The organism is Citricoccus sp. GCM10030269 (assembly GCF_042665635.1).
Lineage (GTDB): Bacteria > Actinomycetota > Actinomycetes > Actinomycetales > Micrococcaceae > Citricoccus.
In genome coordinates, this window is record NZ_JBHTCV010000006.1 from 34410 (window position 1) to 50852 (window position 16443).

Sequence of the window (16443 nt, forward strand, 5' to 3'; positions counted from 1 at the left end):
AATCGCTCTCCAAAGGTCTCGTCGGGTGGCGTTCCCAGAATGCCTGGTGAGCAGGTCAGTGGCTAGACGTTTGCGGGGATTCTCCCGGACCGCCTGACAGTCCGGACCGCGTGTGCCTACGCCGGGCCGGTCTTGTCGGCGCGGTGCCCTCATGGAAGTCTGGACGCATGCCCGCTGCCGCGTCGCCCCAGAGTGCCGTGCCGGTCATCGGACCGGCGGATCACGCCCGTGTGCTGTCCCGAGTCCTACTAGGCCCGGTGATCAAAGGTCCCATCGTGCGCCGGCCGAAAGCGGTGGGCCTGGCCGAACGGTTCGACGCCGATTCCTGGGGCGTGGCCGAGATGCAACGGGTGCGGGCGCGCTACGGAGCCGGCCCGGTCCAGCTCCGGGTGGCCGGCCGCCGCGTCGCACTGTTGCTCGATCCCGAGGACGTGCACCGCGTCCTCAACGAGACCCCCGGCACCTTCTCGCCCGCCTCGCTCGAGAAGCGCGGCGCCCTGAACCACTTCGAGCCGAAAAGCTCCCTCGTCTCGTCCTCTGAGCGGCGAGCGTCCCGCCGGCCCTTCAACGAACAGATCCTGGAGACGGCGCGTCCAATCCACAGCCATGCCCAGGCGATGACGGCCGCCGTCACCGAAGAGGTCTCGGCGTTGTTGGGCCATGCGGACTTCGCCGGAGTCCTGGACTGGGACGCCTTCGCGGTGATGTGGGGGCGCATGGTCAGGCGCATCGTCCTCGGCACCAGCGCCCGTGACGACGAGCAGGTCACCGACGACCTCCGACGCCTCCGCGAACGCGCCAACCTCTCCTACTTCATGCCGCAGAACCGTGGTCTACGTGAGCGTTTCCTGGGTCGCCTTCAGGACTACATCGAGCTGGCTGAGCCCGGCAGTTTGGCGGCCATGGTCGCGCAGGCCGAAACGGCGGACGACATCGCTCCGCACCAACAAATCCCGCAGTGGCTGTTCGCCTTCGACGCCGAGGCGTGGGCGACGTTCCGGGCGCTGTCGCTGCTCACCGCGCACCCAGAGGCTGCCGAGATGGCACGAACGGAGATGGCACAGGCGCCAGATCTGCCCTTCCTGCGGGCCACCGTCTTGGAGTCGCTGCGGCTGTGGCCGACCACTCCGCTAATCCTGAGGGACAGCACCGTCGAAACGCGCTGGCGCAATGGGGTTCTGCCGGCCGGCACGTCGCTGGTCATCTACGCGCCGTTCTTCCACCGCGACGATGAGACCCTGCCCGAGGCCCACCGCTTCAGCCCCGAGCTGTGGCTGCGGGATCGGGACGACACCGACTGGCCCCTCGTGCCCTTCAGTGGCGGCCCCGGAATGTGCCCGGGACGCAACGTCGTCTTGCTGACGTCCAGCATGGTGCTGGGCGAACTGCTGCGCCGGCGCGAGTTCACGGCGCAGAAGCCCCTGAACACCGATCCGCTTCCCGGCACGCTGAGCCCGTTCTCCTCGCGATTCTCCGTCCGGCCCGTATGAGCGGATTGCTGTTCTCGCCCTGACTCTCGCGCAACAGCTCGCCACCTCTAGGCCACCACCAGACCACCACGAGGCAATTCGCACCGATCCTGACCGCTCGCAGTCATGATGACTGCGAGCGGTCAGGATCGACGCGAATTCTGCGCCCGGGCCAAGTAAGCCGAGTAAGCCAAGCCGGCCGGCCGCGACTGCCCGCCCGGCCGCCGTCGGGCTGTCCGCATGTGATCTGGACAACACCACATCGGCTGGGGAATGCTACTAGTCAGTACATTTCGGCGTCTGCAGCGGCCCGTCACGTGCTGTGATCGCGTCAGCATTCCCGACCTGCATAGACCGACATGCCACCGAAAGGACCATCATGAGCGAGGCCTACATCATCGACGCCGTCCGCACTCCCGTGGGCCGGTACCGCAAGGGCCTCGCCGAGGTGCATCCGCTGGACCTGGCGGCCACTCCACTGCGGGCGTTGATCGAGCGGACCGGGGTGGACAGCGAGCTCTACGACGAGGCCATCCTCGGCTGCATCGACCAACTCGGTCCGCAGGCCATGGACATCGCCCGCAACGCGTGGCTGGCCGCTGGCGGATCGGAGGCCGTGCCGGGCACCACCCTGGATCGGCAGTGCGGATCCGGGCAGCAGGCCGTCCACTACGCCGCCCAGGCCGTGATGAGCGGGACGTCGGACCTGGTCATCGCCGGGGGAGTGCAGTCGATGTCCGCCATTCCGCTCTCGCACGCCAACCGTGCCGCCGCCGACCTCGGCTTCCCCGATCCCTTCACCGGATCGCAGGGCTGGGCGCAGCGCTATGGGGATGAGGAGATCTCGCAGTTCCGCGGGGCCGAGATGATGGCCGAACGGTGGGGCTTCAGCCGTCACGAGCTGGAGTCCTTCGCGGTCCGCTCGCATGAGCGTGCCCTGGCCGCCCGCGCTGCCGGTCACTTTGAGCGCGAGATCATCCCCGTGCCCGGCGCGGAGGCAGTCACCGAGGACGAGGGCCCGCGCGAACCGAACCTGGAGAAGATGGCGTCCCTGGACCCGATCGTCCCCGGCGGATTGCACACCGCCGCCAGCGCGTCTCAGATGTCCGACGGCGCCGCCGCTTTGCTGATCGCTTCACCGGCCGCGGTGGAACGGCATGGCCTGACACCCCGCGCCCGCATTCACCACATCTCAGCCCGCGGCGCTGACCCGATCATGATGCTCTCGGCACCGATCCCGGCAACCCGGTACGCGCTCGAGAAGACCGGCCTGAGCCTGGACGACCTCGACCTGGTCGAGATCAACGAGGCCTTCGCCGCCGTCGTGCTGGCGTGGTTCACCGAGACCGGAGCCGACCCGGAGAAGGTCAACGTCAACGGCGGGGCGATCGCCCTGGGCCACCCGATCGGGGCCACCGGCGCCAGGCTGATGACCTCGCTGCTGCACGAACTGGAACGCCGCCAGGGACGGTACGGGCTGCAGACCATGTGCGAAGGCGGCGGCCAGGCCAACGTCACCATCATCGAACGCCTCTAACCTCGTCCCTCACCCCACCCGCCGACTTCGCGTTTTGCGGGCAGAACGGACCGGTTCGTTCTGCCCGCAAAACGAGGAGAGAGGTGAGGAAGAGGGCACATCTTCCGGGAGGACCACTCCATGACCACTCTTGACTCCACGATGGCTCGGGCCGGCGCGAACACCCTCGGCTCCCTGCTCGCCCGCACCGTGTCCCGCAACCACTGCAACGTCGCGGTGAAGTTCGAGGATCGCCAGTGGACCTACGCCGAGCTGGATCGGGCAGTGCACCGCGTGGCGCACCGCCTGCGGGACACCGGCCTGCCCGACGGCGCCCGCGTGGCCGCCTACGGGCTGAACTCCGACGCCTACGCGATTCTGTTCCTGGCCTGCGCCACGGCCGGCTACGTGCACGTGCCGGTCAACTTCGCGCTCAAGGGCGAGGAACTGGCCTACATCCTCGAGGACTCCGGTGCCGAGCTGCTCGTCGCGAACCCGGAGCTGCTGCCGCGGATTCGCGAGGTCGTGGACCAGGGCGGTGCCGCACAGGTGCGGCATCTCTGGACCTTCTTTCCCGACGCCGGCGCGGAGACCGCCGTTGCCGGTACAGGTGCCGGTGCAGGAGCGGAGACTGCCGGTCTGACGCTGCTGGACACCGCCCTCGATGAGTCGGCCCCCGGCACGCCCTTGGACCTGCCCATCGGCGACGCCGACCTGGTCCAACTGCTCTACACCTCGGGCACCACCTCTGCCCCGAAGGGCGCGATGATGTCTCACCGGGCGCTGACCGCCGAATACGTCTCCGCGATCGTCGCCCTGGATCTGACGGAAGAGGACCGCCCGCTGATCTGCATGCCGCTCTACCACTCGGCAGCCATGCACGCGTTCTTACTCCCGTATCTGGCGCTGGGCGCGACCATCCGGCTGCTGCCCAAACCCGACGTGGCCGCGGTGCTGGAACGGGTGGAGGCCGAGCACATCGGTTCCCTGTTCCTCGCACCCACCGTCTGGGTCCCGCTGTCCGGCCACCCGGACCTGGATACTCGGGACCTGTCGTCGCTGGCCAAGGCCCAATATGGCGCCTCCATCATGCCGGTGACCGTGCTGCAGCGCCTCCGCGATCGGTTCCCGCAGCTGGGCTTCTACAACTGTTTCGGCCAATCCGAGATGGCCCCACTGTGCACCGTGCTGCGTCCGGAAGAGCATGCGGCCCGTCCGGCGTCGTGCGGCCGTCCGGTGCTGTTCGTGGAGACCCGGGTCGTCACCGCTGAGGGCACGCTCGCCGAACCCGGCGAGCCCGGCGAAGTCCAGTACCGGTCGCCACAACTGATGAGCGGCTACTGGAACAAGCCGGAGGCCACATCAGAAGCCTTCGACGACGGCTGGTTCAAGTCGGGCGACCAGGCGACCCAGGACCAGCAGGGTTACCTGCAGATCGTGGACCGGATCAAGGACGTCATCAACACCGGTGGCGTGCTGGTCGCCCCGCGCGAGGTCGAGGACTGCATCTACGAGCTCGAACAGGTCGCGGAGGTCGCGGTGGTGGGGCTGCCGGACGAGCGCTGGGTCGAGGCGGTGACGGCCGTCGTCGTGCTCAAGGAGGGCGCCGAACTGACGGCCGAGACGGTGCGGACGCACGTGAAATCTCGGATCGCCGACTTCAAGGTGCCCAAGCGGGTGGACTTCGTGGCCGAGCTGCCGCGCAACCAGTCCGGCAAGCTGCTCAAGCGGCAGTTGCGGGCCGAACGGACCCCGGAGGGCTGATGAGAGGAGTCGCTCTCCCATGAGGACCGCTGACGGCTCCGAGCCCACGCACTGGTTGCTTCCCATCAACCCGGCTGCCCACGCAGAACACCAGCCCGCGGACTGGCGCGAGCGGTATGACGCCACCGGAGTCTGGAAGGCCATCGGACAGTCCCAGCCGATCGACCGGTGGTGTCTGAACAGTGGATTCCGCACGATGCGACCGGGTGACGTGATCTGGGCCTACCTGTCCCAGCGCCAGGACATCTGCGCGGTGGGCGTCGTGCGGAACATTGCCCACGAGGACGGGTGGATCGTGTACCTCGACTGGGACAGTGAGCGTACCGCGCATCTGTGCCGGGACCCGTTGCCGCGTAGGGCTTTCGGGCAGGTGCCCATGTCGACCTGTCGGGCCGACGCGCGCGCCGCTGCGGTGCTCTCGCAGTGGTACGAGGAGACCGGCACTCTGTGGGAGGCCCCAAAGTAACCCGGTCCTGAGCGGCCGGCGTATGCGGTTCTCGTCGACTCAGTCGCGGGATTCTCCTGCGTGGACGGTCTCCCCATTGGTCGGCAGAACCCCGGCGAACGTCAGAGGGATGGCGTGGGCGCGCTCGGGGTCGCGATGGTCCATCGCCTGAACGTGGACGTGGGGTTCGGTGCTATTGCCGGAGTTCCCGCAACCACCGAGCATGTCTCCGGCCTGCACCTGCTGGCCTGGGTGAACCCGGATGCTGCCCTGCCGCAGGTGGCAGAGCGCGACGATGGTGCCGCTGCTTTCGATCAGGACGTGGTTCCCGGCCAGCGCTGTCCAGCCTGCCGCGGCTCGGCGGTGCTGGGTGAGTGCGTAACGGATCGAGGGCACTCCGCGATAGGCGGGATGATCGGGCTCGTGGTCGTGCGCGGCGATGACGACGCCTCCAATGGGTGCCAGGATCGGGCGATCGAAGCCGGAGAACCGGTTGGAGGGCTCGGGTCGCAGGAGCGAGCCGAGAGTCATCGGCGCGGTGCGTCCGGTGTCAGTGACCGGTACGAAGTCGATGGCGTAGGACGTGGCGAGCAAGCGAGTCCCGTGGCTGGGAACCCGGTTCGCCGGGCTGTTCTGGACGAGCCAGCGGCCCGCGAACGGATAGACCAGGTCGATGAAGGTACTGATAGCCCTACCCCTCACGCTTCGGTGCCGGGTACCGGGTACCCGGCACCCGCCTACTGCTGCGGGTTCACCACGCGCATCGCTTCGGTCTCGCCCTCGCGCCACAGGGTGACTCCCTTGGCCTCGGGCAGGTTGGAGGAGCGGAACACGGGGTCCACGCCGGCCTTGCGCTGGTCGCTGTAGTCCTTGAGTAGTTTCACAGCGAGACCACCCAGCGGGATGATGGCGATCAGGTTGATGGTGGCCATGAAGCCCATGAACAGGTCGGCGATGTTCCAGATGAGCGCGACCGAGCCGAGGGCGCCGGCGAACACGCACACCACCACGAGTACGCGGTAGCTCATGATGAAGGGGCGAGCCTTCCGGCCGGCCAGGAACTCGATGTTGGACTCTCCGTAGTAGTAGTTGCCCAAGATCGAGGACCACGCCAAGAAGAAGATCACGGCGGTGAGGAACGGCCCGACCCAGTTGCCCACCTGAGCCTGCAAAGCGGACTGCGTCAGGGAGACACCCTCCACGTTCTCGGAGCCGAACTGCGGGTTGGAGAGCAGGATGATGAAGGCGGTGGCCGAGCAGACGATGATGGTGTCGAAGTAGACGCCGAGCGCCTGCGTCAGGCCCTGCTTGGCCGGGTGCGAGACGGCGGCAGTGGCCGCGGCGTTCGGCACCGAACCCATACCGGCCTCATTGGAGAACAGTCCGCGGCGCATGCCCTGCATCAGCGCCGCGCCGAAGGCGGCACCGGTGATCTGCTCGAAACCGAGGGCATGCCCGACGATCTGAGCGATCATGGCCGGAACCTCAGTGATGTTGATGACCACGACCACCAGAGCGAGCACGATGTAGCAGGTCGCCATCACCGGGACGATCACGTTGGTGACGGCGGAGAGCCGGCGGATGCCGCCGAAGATCACCGCGGCGGTCAACAGCGCGACGACGGCGCCGGTCACCACGGCCACGGTGGGGGAACCACCGAAGTTGCCCTGGGCGGAGTCGCTGATGGAGTTGGACTGCACCGCGTTGAACACGAAGCCGTAGGTGATGGTGATGACCACGGCGAAGATCGCGGCCAGCCACGGTTGCCGCAGGCCGTTGCGGATGTAATAGGCCGGACCGCCGACGAAGCTGTTCTTGCCGCGCTCCTTGTACAGCTGAGCCAGGGAGGACTCCACGAAGGCCGTGGCTCCGCCCATCAGGGCCAGCAGCCACATCCAGAACACCGCGCCCGGACCGCCGATGCTGATGGCCAGTGCGACGCCGGCGACGTTGCCGGTGCCCACACGGGAGGCCGCCGAGACGGTGAACGCCCGGAAGGCCGAGACGCCGTGATCGGAGTTGTCACCGCCGGGGCGCTCCAAGATGCTGCGGAACATCTCGGGCAGGAAGCGCACCTGCACCAGGAAGGTCCGCGCGGAGAAGTAAACGCCGGCGATCACCAGCAGCGCGATAACGAGGTACCAGTACTGGTCGTTGAACGCCAGAATCTGGTCGGCCAGGGAGTCCATGAACTCTTGCATTACCTCAGGGTAATGAACGAAGCCTGATCACCGGGGATTTGAGCGGAATTTAGCGGATCTCAGTCGGCAGAGCGCCCGCACTCCAACTCGTCAAGATCATCCGGCACCAGGAGTTCTCCCGCGAAACCCGTCCCGGCGTCCAGCCAGTGCTGCCGATCCACGGTCCCGGGAACGAGGTGGTGCAGGGCCAGCCGTGGCACACGAGCCTGCTCGGCGACGCGGATCGCATCGGCCACGGAACTGTGCGACTTGTGATGATGCTCCAATGACGCCCGCGAGGTGGCATCCGGGCGCTCCCGGTACTGCCGCTCCATGAACGCGAAGTCCAGCGCCTCGTGCAGCAGCAGTCCGGCGCCGTCGGCCAGTCGCACCAGGTTGTCGGTATAGGCGGTGTCCCCGGAGATGACCACGGCACCACCGTCGGCGCTTTCGTTGGCGCCGGAACCGGCGTCGTCCACAGAATCGGCCCGGACATCGAACCGGAACGCGAAAGCCGGCGCCAGCGGCGGGTGGCGCACCAACACCGCCTTCACGACGACGGCCTCGTCCCGGAGCACCTCGAACGGCTCCATCTCCGGGGCCGGGTTCTCGTTCGGGTGGAACCCGACGCCGGCCGGAAGCTCGATGTCCTGCGCCCGGAAGATCTCGAGGGGACTGGGCCGCAGGGCATCGAGCACCCGGTCATTGATGTCCGTGGCGTGGGCCTCCATCAACTTCTGGACCATCGCCGCGGTCCCCGGCGTCGGTTGGGCGGGGTGGAACGGCTCGGGAACCGTCTCCGCCCGAGGGGATACCGGCGGCAGCATCCCGCGGTCGCCGGGACCGATGATCGGCACCGGGTGACCGCGGCGGTGCTGCAGTGACGCCAGCGAGAACAGCATGACGCCGTTGAGGTCCACCGTGTGATCCGAGTGGAGGTGGGTGATGAAGATGCCCTTGAGCTGACCGAGATCCAGCCCGGCCCGGACCACTTGACGGCCGACGCCCTGGCCGCAGTCGACCAGGTAGAACCCGTCGTCCACCACGATCGCCGTGGCAATGCCGGACCGCTCCGTGGTTCGCCAGAATCGCGGACCACCGGCGGTGCCGAGGGCAATGACCCGCATCCCCATCACCTCCGCCATCTACGCGTCCACCTCGCTCTTGGCCTCGCGCTGTGCGTCGTCGGCCGGCTGCTCCAACCGGCCCGCCCGCGAACGACGGCGGATGGCGCGGATGATCTGCGGCCCCACCACGAGCAGCACGGCCAGGGCCATCAGACCCATTGCGATCGGCCGGTCCAGGAAGATGACCAGCGAACCGTCGCCGATGGCCAGCGACCGCCGCAGCTCTCCCTCGACCATCCCGCCGAGCACCAAGCCCAGCACCAGGGGCGCCACGGGGTAATCGAGCTTCTTCATAAACACCCCGAACACGGCCAGCCCGATCGCCAGGAAGGCGTCGAACATCCGGGAGGAGACCGCATAGGCCGCCACGATCGCCACCACCAGCACCACCGGGTACAGGTAGGTGTACTTGATGCGCAGCACCGAGGCGAACACGGGCGCCAGTGGCAGGTTCAGGGCCAACAGCAGGATGTTGCCCACATAGAACGAGGCGATCAGCCCCCACACCAGCTCGCCCTGCTGCTCGAAGAGCTGGGGGCCGGGCTGGATGTCGAACAGGATGAAGGCACCCAACAGGATGGCCGTCGTCGCTGATCCGGGGATGCCCATGGTCAGGGTGGGGATGAAGGCACCGTTGACGGCGGCGTTGTTGGAGGCCTCCGGGGCGGCCACACCGCGGATGTCACCGTGGCCGAACTGGGACTTGTCCTTGGCGATCCGCTGTTCCACGCCGTAGGTGAAGAACGTCGCGAGCGTCGGACCGGCACCGGGCAGGATCCCGATGATGAACCCGAGCAGTCCGCCGCGGCCGATGGAGCCGCTGGCCTTGCGCAGGTCCTTCCGGGACAGGATCATGTCCCGAAAGCGCGTGCGGATCGGCTTCATCTGGCCGGCCGCCCCCTGAGTGGCCAGCTCGGCCAGAGCCACAATACCCACGACGACGGCCACCAGACTCACCCCGGAGTACAGTTCCGAGCGGTCGAAGGCAAAGCGCAGCGTCGAGGTCTGCGAGTCGATGCCGACCATGGCGATCATCGCCCCGACCACCGCCATCAGAATGCCCTTGACCGGGTTCTTGCCGACGATGCCGCCGACCGTGAGCAGGCCGAGGACCATCAGCGCGAACATCTCCGGTGGACCGAAGTTCAGGGAGATCGCCGCGAAGAACGGCGCGAGCACGCTGAGGAAGACCACCGAGATGGTGCCGGCCACGAAGGAGGAGATGGCGGCGATGGCCAGAGCTTGACCGGCTTTGCCCTTCAAGGCCATCTGATGTCCGTCGATCACCGTCACCAGCGCGGCCCCGTCTCCCGGGGTACTGATCAGCACGGCGCTGATGGTGGAGCCGTATTCGGTGCCGTAGTAGAGACCGGCCAGCATGATCAGCGCGGTCACCGGGTCCAGGGTCAGGGTCAGCGGCAGCATGACCGCCACGCCGGACGCCGATCCCATCCCCGGCAGCATGCCGATCACGGTGCCCAGCACCACGCCGAGGAGGCAGAACATCAGGTTCTGCGGTTCCAGGGCGACGCTGAAGCCATGGAGCATGTTCTGCATCAGGTCCATATCAGAGTCCGATCAGGCTGTTGGGGAATCGGACGGAGAGCAGCTGCTGGAAGACCAGCCACAGCATGAGCGCGGTGACCGCCCCCATGATCAGCGCCGGCACGATCTTGAGCTTCTCCACGAGCAGTGCGATCGCGACGACGGCCAGCGGCATCGCGACCAGCATTCCGAGGATCGGGGCCAGCATGAGGCCGACCACCAGGATCAGCAGGATCGTGATCGGCTTGACGGCCTCCCGGATCCCTGGGGCCGCTTCCGCGGAACCCCGCCGGTAGGCCAGGACCTCTTGAGCGAGCAGCACGAGGCAGCCCACGATGAGCAGGATGCCCAGGGCGGCCGGAGCGGCACCGGGACCGAGGGGATTGGTGTCCGCGGAGAGCCCGTAGGAGACGGCCACGCTGACGTAGGCGATGCCCACCGCGATCATGATGACGAGGAAGCCGGCGCCCACGTAGTTCGGACGGACGGGCGGGGCGTGCTCGCGCTGCCCGTCTTCTGCTTCAACACTTCTGTCAGTGGTCATGGCGCTCATTCCATGTTCTCGAGGAGGTCCTGCTCGCTCTCCTCGATGAAGGTGGTCAACTCATCGCCGGTCAGGAACTCGGGGGAGAGGGCGTTCTCCTCGATGTACTGGTCATAGGCGGGGGACTCGGTCCAGGCCTCGATGTTGTCCAGCCAGTAGTCCTTCTGCGCCTGGTCCAGGTCCGGAGCGCCGAAGATGATCCGCCACTGGGTGGAGAACCGCTGGTCGGCGCCGAGGTCACTGGCCAGCGGGACATCGGCCAGCTCGGGGTGCTCGGCCGGTTCGTCGCCGGTGCTGAGCATCACCTCGAGCTCGCCGGCCTCCACCTGGGGCAGGAACTCGGCGGCCTCGAGCACGGCCAGATCGACGTCGCCGGAGAGCACGCCGCGGATCGAATCACCGCCGCCCTCGTAGACCACCGGGTCGAGCGTCATGCCCAGGGAGTCGGAGAGTTGGCGGGTCAACAGGCTGTCCGCCGCGCCCGAGCCGACTTGGGCGACCGTCAGTCCCTCGCCCTTGGCCTGCTCGACCATCTGTTCGGCGGAGTCGAACGCACCGGACTTGGCCACCACGTAGGAGACATCCTCGGCCACCAAGGCCAACTGGGTGTAGTCCTTCCAGGTGTAGCCGACGTCCTGCTCGTTGGGGCGCACGACCATGTTGGAGTAGTTCCCGACGCCGACGATGTCGCCCTTGCCGGGTTCGTCCTTGACGATCAGGACGCCCTCGACGGTGTCGTAGTTCTCGACGACGGTCGAGTCGCCCGTGTGCTCTTCGACGGCTTCGGCGAAGGCGCGCCCGAGGATGTCGCTGCCGCCGCCGGGCTGGGCGCCGACCGCGATCTCGACGGTGCCTTCGGGGCTCCAGGTGCCGTCGTCGTTGGTTCCACCGCCGGAGCTCTGGCCGCACCCGGTCAACAGGAGGGCGGAGGCGGAGAGGGCGGAGACTGAGGTGAGGACTTTGCGGTTCATGATGTTTCCTATCGACAGTGGTGCGGGGTGACGTGGGAGTCAGTCGAGGGCGAGGGAGGATCGCCGGATGGACTCGCCGGCTGACTGCAGCTGAGCGAGTTCGTCGTCCGTCACGGCCGGCAGCTCTGCGCGGACGTGAGGAGTGTTCGGGTCGGTGTTCAGGCGGGTGGGCACGGCCATGAACGTTTCGGGCAGGGCGTCGAGGCCGGCGGTCGAGGCGGTGGTCACCACCGCTTCACCGGCGGCGAGCGAGCGGATCAGATGCATGACGCCGGCTCCGGTGGCCCAACCAGAACTGCGTCCCGGCTTCAGTTGGGACCACCGCTCGAACCAACCGTCGACGTCGGCCCGGATGCGGTCGATCGCCCCGTCCGGCCACTCGACGGGCTCGCCGTCGACGCGGACCGTGGAAAAGATCGGGACTTGGCCCTTGCCGTGTTCGCCCAGCACCATGGCGTCGACCGAGGTGACCTCGGTGCCAAGCTCCTGGGCGATGGCCCGGCGCAGTCGAGCGGAGTCGTTCAGGGCGTAGCCGATCAGTCGGCCGGGGGCGAAGCCGTGGGTGCGGGCCAGCCAGTCCGCCAGGATGTCGACGGGGTTGGTCAGCAACAGCACCACAGCTTGGTCGCCGGCTTGGCCACCGCCCTGGTCGCCGGCCTCGCGGTGGATCTGCTCGGCCAGTGAGTCCAGCAGCTGCGCGTTGTTGGCCAGGAACGCCCGGCGGTCCCCGTCCGGGGTCTCCGGCAGGGAGGCGGCGACGATCACCAGATCCACCGGTTCCGGTGGCGGACCGCTCAGGACCCGTGGCCGGGCGATCCCGAGCACGGCCTGAGCATCGGAGAGGTCGATGCGGTGAGCCTCCACGAGATTGTCCCGACGGTCCTGCAGGTAGAGCTCCTGGCCGATGCCCTGGGTGACCAGTTGGGCGGCCACGGAGGAGCCGACCATGCCGGCCGCTCCGATGATGGAGATCCGTGCCGGCCACGCGTTCTGAGAGCTGATCTGGGAGACGTTCTGGCTCATGCGATCCGGTACCTCGCGAAGGCGTCCTCGGTGAACTCGATGCCGTGGCCGGGGGTGGTGGGCACGGCGGCGCGTCCGTGGGAGATCTCGAGGCGGTTGGTGGTGTACGGCTCGAGGAAGGGGAAGTACTCCACGTACACAGTGCTGTTGGTGGCGGCGGCCAGGTGGACGTTGAGGTCGGTCATCAGGTGCGGTGCGAAGCCGACGCCGTGGGATTCGGCGAGGTTCATGATGCGGATCATCTCCGTGATGCCGCCGACCATGCAGACGTTGGGCTGGGCGATGGAGAAGGCGCGCGAGGTGACGTAGTCGACGAACTCGGCGGCACTGCAGTGGTGCTCGCCGCCGACCACGGGCATCGGCAAGTGGTGGGCCAGTTCCACGTGGGACTGCCGGTCGGTGAACAGCACGGGCTCTTCGAACCAGAAGATGTCGTACTCGGCCAACCGGCGGCCCAGGGACAGCGCGGTGGGATAGGTGAGGCGCTCGTTGGCGTCGATCATGATGCGCACGCCGTCGCCGAGGGCCGTGCGGACGGCGGCGATGCGCGCCGGATCGTCTTGCGGGTCCCGGCCGACGCGGATCTTGACGGCGTCGAAGCCCGACTCAACGTACTCCTCGGACAGGCGCACCAGTTCATCCACGGAGAGCCGGCCGCCGGCCTTGCCGGAACCGTAGACGGGGACGTCGTCGGTGAGCTGACCCAGTTCGGCCGCCAGCGAGTTGCCGTGGGACTTGGACTTGAGGTCCCACAGGGCGATGTCGATGCTGGCCATCGCGAAGCGGTTGATGCCGGTGCCCATGCGGTGCGTGAGCTCTTCCATCGAATCCCAGATCCGCTGGGGCTGGGAGGCGTCCCGGCCTAGGATGCTCGGAGCCAGCAGGTCATCGATCAGCGCTTTGACGGAGGTTCCGCCCGCGTGGTCGGTGATGAAGCTGTAGCCCATGCCGGTCAGTCCCTCAGAGTGGACCGTGACGCCGATCAGCTCGTGGTGGGCGTCGTCGAAATCGGCCGTGGCCCGCAGGAAAGGCACCCGGAGGACCCAGGTGTCGATGTTCTCAATCTTCATTCCGCTCATTTCTTGGCATCAAGATGTTCCGTGACGTGGAACAATGGTGTTCGAGGTGGCACAAATGATGGTGTCGTACGTCACAGGCAGTGTCAACAGGTACGGTCAGATTCCCGATCCTGGAGTCGGGGACCGCGCGTTCATGTCAGGAGGGATTCGCATGCAGGTCGTGACCAATGCGCTTCGGGTGGTCGAATGCGTCGTCACTCATCAGCCGGTGGGGGTGTCAGAGATCGCCCGGGAGCTGGAGCTGCCCAAGTCCTCGGTGCAGCGGGCGCTGGAGGTGCTCCAGGAGAACGGCTGGCTGACGCGGGATCGGACCAATCCGCGCCGCTGGGTGCAGACGCCGCGGATCTGGATGCTGGCCCATGCCGGACCGGGCATGGAGATCCGGGAACTCACGTGGGACGTGCAGCAATGGCTCAACGAGAAGACGGACGAGAGCGTTCACGTCACGCATCACCAGGGGGACAACATCGTGGTGGTGGACCGGGTCGAGTCCACCAAATCCATCCGCGTGTTCGACCCGATCGGGACCACCGTGCCGATGCACTTGTCCGGTTCTGGCCGCGCCCTGCTGTCCACGTGGGACCGTGCCGACGTGGAGTCCTACTTGGAGCGTCAGCGGGCCGTGTTGCCCGAAGAGCAGCACCCGGACGAGGAGGCGCTCTTCGCGGAGCTAGAGGAGACGCGCGCTCGCGGATACTCGGTGAACCGGGGCAGTTGGCGCTCAGAAATCTCGGGCGTCGGCGTCGCCCTACGCTTGGACGGCCCGGCAAAACCGGCCGAGTACGGGATTGCCATTGCCATCCCCACGCACCGTTTCGACCCGGACAAAGTCGAGTACTACGGCGAGCTCGTGGAAGAGGGGCGCGATCGCATCCTGGCCGCCGCGGGACTACGGCCGAAGCGGTAATCGATGGGGGCGTCGGCCCCGTCCTCTAGTCGCCTGCCTTACTTCCTTACTTCCGGACTGCTTGCTGCGTCGGGTTGCTCCATCGGAGCCTCGAAGAACTCGAGCTCGTGGCCGGCGGAAACCTCGAACGCCCGCCACATCCGCTCCCGGGTCTTCGGGTCGGCCGACGCCGCGTACGAGCTGACCAGCCGGATGGCCTCCTCCGTCGCCGCGTTGAACGCCGGATCCCCGTAGGTCCGTAACCAGTCGGCGAAGGGGTTCTCCGGCACGGCGTGATCCACCAGCCGGGTGCCGACGTCCATGTAGATCCAGTAGCACGGCAGTACCGCGGCGATCAGCACCCCGTAGTCTCCACGTGCGGCCGTGGCCAGTAGGTGGTTGACGTACGCCGTCGTCGTCGGGCTGGGTTCTGCCTCGGTCAGCGCCTCACCGAGCCAGCTGCCGTGCAGTTCGAGCTCGGCCACGATCGCCCCGTTGGCTCCCTGCGCCCAGAAGGCCTGCTCCGCCGGTGTGGGGGCCAGGGCGCTGGCCGCGGCGAGTGCCCGCGAATAGTCCAGTAGGTACAGCGCGTCCTGGCCCAGGTACCAGGTGAAGGTGTCCCGGTCCAGGGTTCCCTCGGCCAGGCCACGGACAAAGGCGCAACGGTCGACGGCGGCCCGCACCTGCGCGATCTCGTTCCACCACTGGCGGGCGATCGTCTTCGCGTCGGTCGCCACCGGGGTGAGCCCACGGTCCCAGAGTCCGGCGAAGTGATGGATGGGTCCGTGGCCCTGGCCGACGTCGAGCTGGTCTGCCGCGGCAATGGCCTCGGTCAGCCACTGTTTGGCCTGCCGGGCGGCGAGCTCCCAGTCGTCGTACTGCGGGCGCAGGGTGGCCAGTGCGGAGGAGAATGAGCAGCCGGTGCCGTGGGTGTTGTCCGTCTGCACCCGCGCTGCGCTGAACTCGACCGTAGCGCCAGCACCAGTACCGGCTCGGCTGTCCACCAGTGCATCCCGGGACTCGGTGCCCTCCAGATGGCCGCCCTTGGCCAGCACCAACACACCGTGCTGGGACGAGAGCCGCTGCGCCTGCTCGAGGGTCGCTTCCCACGTGGTGGCCGGCTCTTCACCGAGCAGCACGCCCAGCTCGGGGATGTTCGGAGTGACCAGGTCGGCCCGGCCCAGCAGATCCCGGACCGCCTCCTCGGCGTCCTTGTCCAGCAGCCGGTCACCGCTGGTGGCGACCATGACCGGGTCCAGCACCACGATGGGTGGGCGCACTCGATCCAGCCAGTCGGTGACGGCCAGGATGATCTCTCGGCTGGCCAGCATCCCGATCTTCACGGCATCGATGGCCACGTCATCGCTGACCGAGTCGAGTTGCTCGGTGAGGAAGCCGACCGGCGGAACGTGGATGCTCCGCACGCCTTGGGTGTTCTGGGCCGTCATCGCGGTGACCACGGCCATTCCGTAGCCGCCACACGCGGCGATGGACTTCAGGTCCGCCTGGATCCCCGCCCCGCCGGAGGGGTCGGTCCCGGCGATACTCAGCACGCGGAGGATAGCGGTTGCAGGGTCTCGTTGGGCAATGGAGCGTTCAACAGAAAAAGTGCGCGTCATAAGCGCGACATCCCTTCGCTAGTTCTAACTAGATCAGGTTCGACGGGTGTTCTCTCAGCCCCTTTTCGGGGCACCCCGTGTCACGTGGTGTGGTCAGAACTGTAGCGCAGGAAGCCGGTCTACGAGGCCGATCGGCTCGCGCGGGTAGCCTGTCCGTCCGGATCGCGAGACGATTCACCGGCGATCTTCAACACGCGTTCTGGGACCGGTTGCTGCTGCTTCTTGGCGATCGCAATGTAGGCATGGGCAGCAGCACGCCTGTTCCGCAGATAGCG

General features: G+C 67.3%; 14 protein-coding genes and 1 riboswitch. Of the genes, 5 read left to right on the plus strand and 9 right to left on the minus strand.

All coding sequences use genetic code 11. The features are described 5' to 3' along the window. Window positions 1–167 precede the first annotated feature (167 nt). The 4 genes from ACFQQD_RS13200 to ACFQQD_RS13215 all read left to right on the plus strand — a co-directional run bounded on the left by ACFQQD_RS13200 (window position 168) and on the right by ACFQQD_RS13215 (window position 5215). Window positions 168–1490: a cytochrome P450 gene (locus tag ACFQQD_RS13200; protein ID WP_378090212.1), complete on the plus strand. Its 1323-nt coding sequence runs from the start codon at window positions 168–170 to the stop codon at window positions 1488–1490. 358 nt (window positions 1491–1848) lie between these two features. Beyond that, a complete protein-coding gene (locus tag ACFQQD_RS13205; RefSeq protein ID WP_378090214.1) occupies window positions 1849–3006 on the plus strand; it encodes an acetyl-CoA C-acetyltransferase in 1158 nt (385 codons plus the stop codon). A gap of 120 nt (window positions 3007–3126) precedes the next feature. After that, complete coding sequence (locus ACFQQD_RS13210) at window positions 3127–4749, plus strand: fatty acyl-CoA synthetase (RefSeq protein ID WP_378090216.1); 1623 nt, start codon at window positions 3127–3129, stop codon at window positions 4747–4749. Window positions 4750–4768: 19 nt separating this feature from the next. Further along, window positions 4769–5215: a hypothetical protein gene (locus ACFQQD_RS13215; RefSeq protein ID WP_378090218.1), complete on the plus strand. Its 447-nt coding sequence runs from the start codon at window positions 4769–4771 to the stop codon at window positions 5213–5215. A 39-nt stretch (window positions 5216–5254) separates the two neighbouring features. Here the strand turns inward: ACFQQD_RS13215 and ACFQQD_RS13220 are convergent, their stop codons facing one another. Genes ACFQQD_RS13220 through ACFQQD_RS13255 form a run of 8 tightly spaced genes read right to left on the minus strand, consistent with a single transcriptional unit; the run spans window position 5255 to window position 13654 of the window. After that, window positions 5255–5896 carry a M23 family metallopeptidase gene (locus ACFQQD_RS13220; RefSeq protein ID WP_378090220.1) on the minus strand — a complete coding sequence of 214 codons (642 nt, stop codon included), beginning with the start codon at window positions 5894–5896 and terminating at the stop codon, window positions 5255–5257. 35 nt (window positions 5897–5931) lie between these two features. After that, complete coding sequence (locus tag ACFQQD_RS13225; RefSeq protein WP_378090222.1) at window positions 5932–7395, minus strand: alanine/glycine:cation symporter family protein; 1464 nt, start codon at window positions 7393–7395, stop codon at window positions 5932–5934. A 59-nt stretch (window positions 7396–7454) separates the two neighbouring features. After that, window positions 7455–8519 carry an MBL fold metallo-hydrolase gene (locus ACFQQD_RS13230; protein WP_378090224.1) on the minus strand — a complete coding sequence of 355 codons (1065 nt, stop codon included), beginning with the start codon at window positions 8517–8519 and terminating at the stop codon, window positions 7455–7457. Then, window positions 8520–10058: a tripartite tricarboxylate transporter permease gene (locus ACFQQD_RS13235; RefSeq protein WP_378090227.1), complete on the minus strand. Its 1539-nt coding sequence runs from the start codon at window positions 10056–10058 to the stop codon at window positions 8520–8522. A gap of 10 nt (window positions 10059–10068) precedes the next feature. Continuing rightward, a complete protein-coding gene (locus tag ACFQQD_RS13240; RefSeq protein WP_378090229.1) occupies window positions 10069–10590 on the minus strand; it encodes a tripartite tricarboxylate transporter TctB family protein in 522 nt (173 codons plus the stop codon). A 5-nt stretch (window positions 10591–10595) separates the two neighbouring features. Continuing rightward, window positions 10596–11561, minus strand: coding sequence for a tripartite tricarboxylate transporter substrate-binding protein (locus ACFQQD_RS13245; RefSeq protein ID WP_378090231.1), 966 nt, complete (start codon window positions 11559–11561; stop codon window positions 10596–10598). Window positions 11562–11600: 39 nt separating this feature from the next. Further along, on the minus strand, window positions 11601–12584 hold the full coding sequence (locus ACFQQD_RS13250; protein WP_378090233.1) for a malate dehydrogenase: 984 nt from the start codon (window positions 12582–12584) through the stop codon (window positions 11601–11603). Next, entirely contained in the window at window positions 12581–13654 is a 1074-nt protein-coding gene (locus ACFQQD_RS13255; protein ID WP_378090235.1) for a mandelate racemase/muconate lactonizing enzyme family protein, read from the minus strand. The genes ACFQQD_RS13250 and ACFQQD_RS13255 overlap by 4 nt, the downstream gene beginning before the upstream one ends. Window positions 13655–13814: 160 nt before the next feature. Between ACFQQD_RS13255 and ACFQQD_RS13260 the strand changes: the two genes are divergently transcribed. Then, window positions 13815–14570, plus strand: coding sequence for an IclR family transcriptional regulator (locus ACFQQD_RS13260; RefSeq protein ID WP_378090237.1), 756 nt, complete (start codon window positions 13815–13817; stop codon window positions 14568–14570). 38 nt (window positions 14571–14608) lie between these two features. On the opposite strand, the gene ACFQQD_RS13265 is transcribed toward ACFQQD_RS13260, so the two are convergent. Then, the gene (locus ACFQQD_RS13265; protein ID WP_378090239.1) at window positions 14609–16168 is read right to left on the minus strand and encodes a bifunctional hydroxymethylpyrimidine kinase/phosphomethylpyrimidine kinase; all 1560 of its coding nucleotides are present in this window, start codon (window positions 16166–16168) and stop codon (window positions 14609–14611) included. Next, a riboswitch (TPP riboswitch) is annotated at window positions 16162–16256 on the minus strand. Its footprint overlaps the gene before it by 7 nt. Window positions 16257–16443: the final 187 nt, after the last annotated feature.

Coding starts and splice junctions, on each gene's coding strand:
- ACFQQD_RS13200 (WP_378090212.1), top strand. CDS start 168: ATGCCCGCTGCCGCGTCGCCCCAGAGTGCCGTGCCGGTCATCGGACCG.
- ACFQQD_RS13205 (WP_378090214.1), top strand. CDS start 1,849: ATGAGCGAGGCCTACATCATCGACGCCGTCCGCACTCCCGTGGGCCGG.
- ACFQQD_RS13210 (WP_378090216.1), top strand. CDS start 3,127: ATGACCACTCTTGACTCCACGATGGCTCGGGCCGGCGCGAACACCCTC.
- ACFQQD_RS13215 (WP_378090218.1), top strand. CDS start 4,769: ATGAGGACCGCTGACGGCTCCGAGCCCACGCACTGGTTGCTTCCCATC.
- ACFQQD_RS13225 (WP_378090222.1), bottom strand. CDS start 7,395: ATGCAAGAGTTCATGGACTCCCTGGCCGACCAGATTCTGGCGTTCAAC.
- ACFQQD_RS13230 (WP_378090224.1), bottom strand. CDS start 8,519: ATGGCGGAGGTGATGGGGATGCGGGTCATTGCCCTCGGCACCGCCGGT.
- ACFQQD_RS13235 (WP_378090227.1), bottom strand. CDS start 10,058: ATGCAGAACATGCTCCATGGCTTCAGCGTCGCCCTGGAACCGCAGAAC.
- ACFQQD_RS13240 (WP_378090229.1), bottom strand. CDS start 10,590: ATGACCACTGACAGAAGTGTTGAAGCAGAAGACGGGCAGCGCGAGCAC.
- ACFQQD_RS13245 (WP_378090231.1), bottom strand. CDS start 11,561: ATGAACCGCAAAGTCCTCACCTCAGTCTCCGCCCTCTCCGCCTCCGCC.
- ACFQQD_RS13250 (WP_378090233.1), bottom strand. CDS start 12,584: ATGAGCCAGAACGTCTCCCAGATCAGCTCTCAGAACGCGTGGCCGGCA.
- ACFQQD_RS13255 (WP_378090235.1), bottom strand. CDS start 13,654: ATGAAGATTGAGAACATCGACACCTGGGTCCTCCGGGTGCCTTTCCTG.
- ACFQQD_RS13260 (WP_378090237.1), top strand. CDS start 13,815: ATGCAGGTCGTGACCAATGCGCTTCGGGTGGTCGAATGCGTCGTCACT.
- ACFQQD_RS13265 (WP_378090239.1), bottom strand. CDS start 16,168: ATGACGCGCACTTTTTCTGTTGAACGCTCCATTGCCCAACGAGACCCT.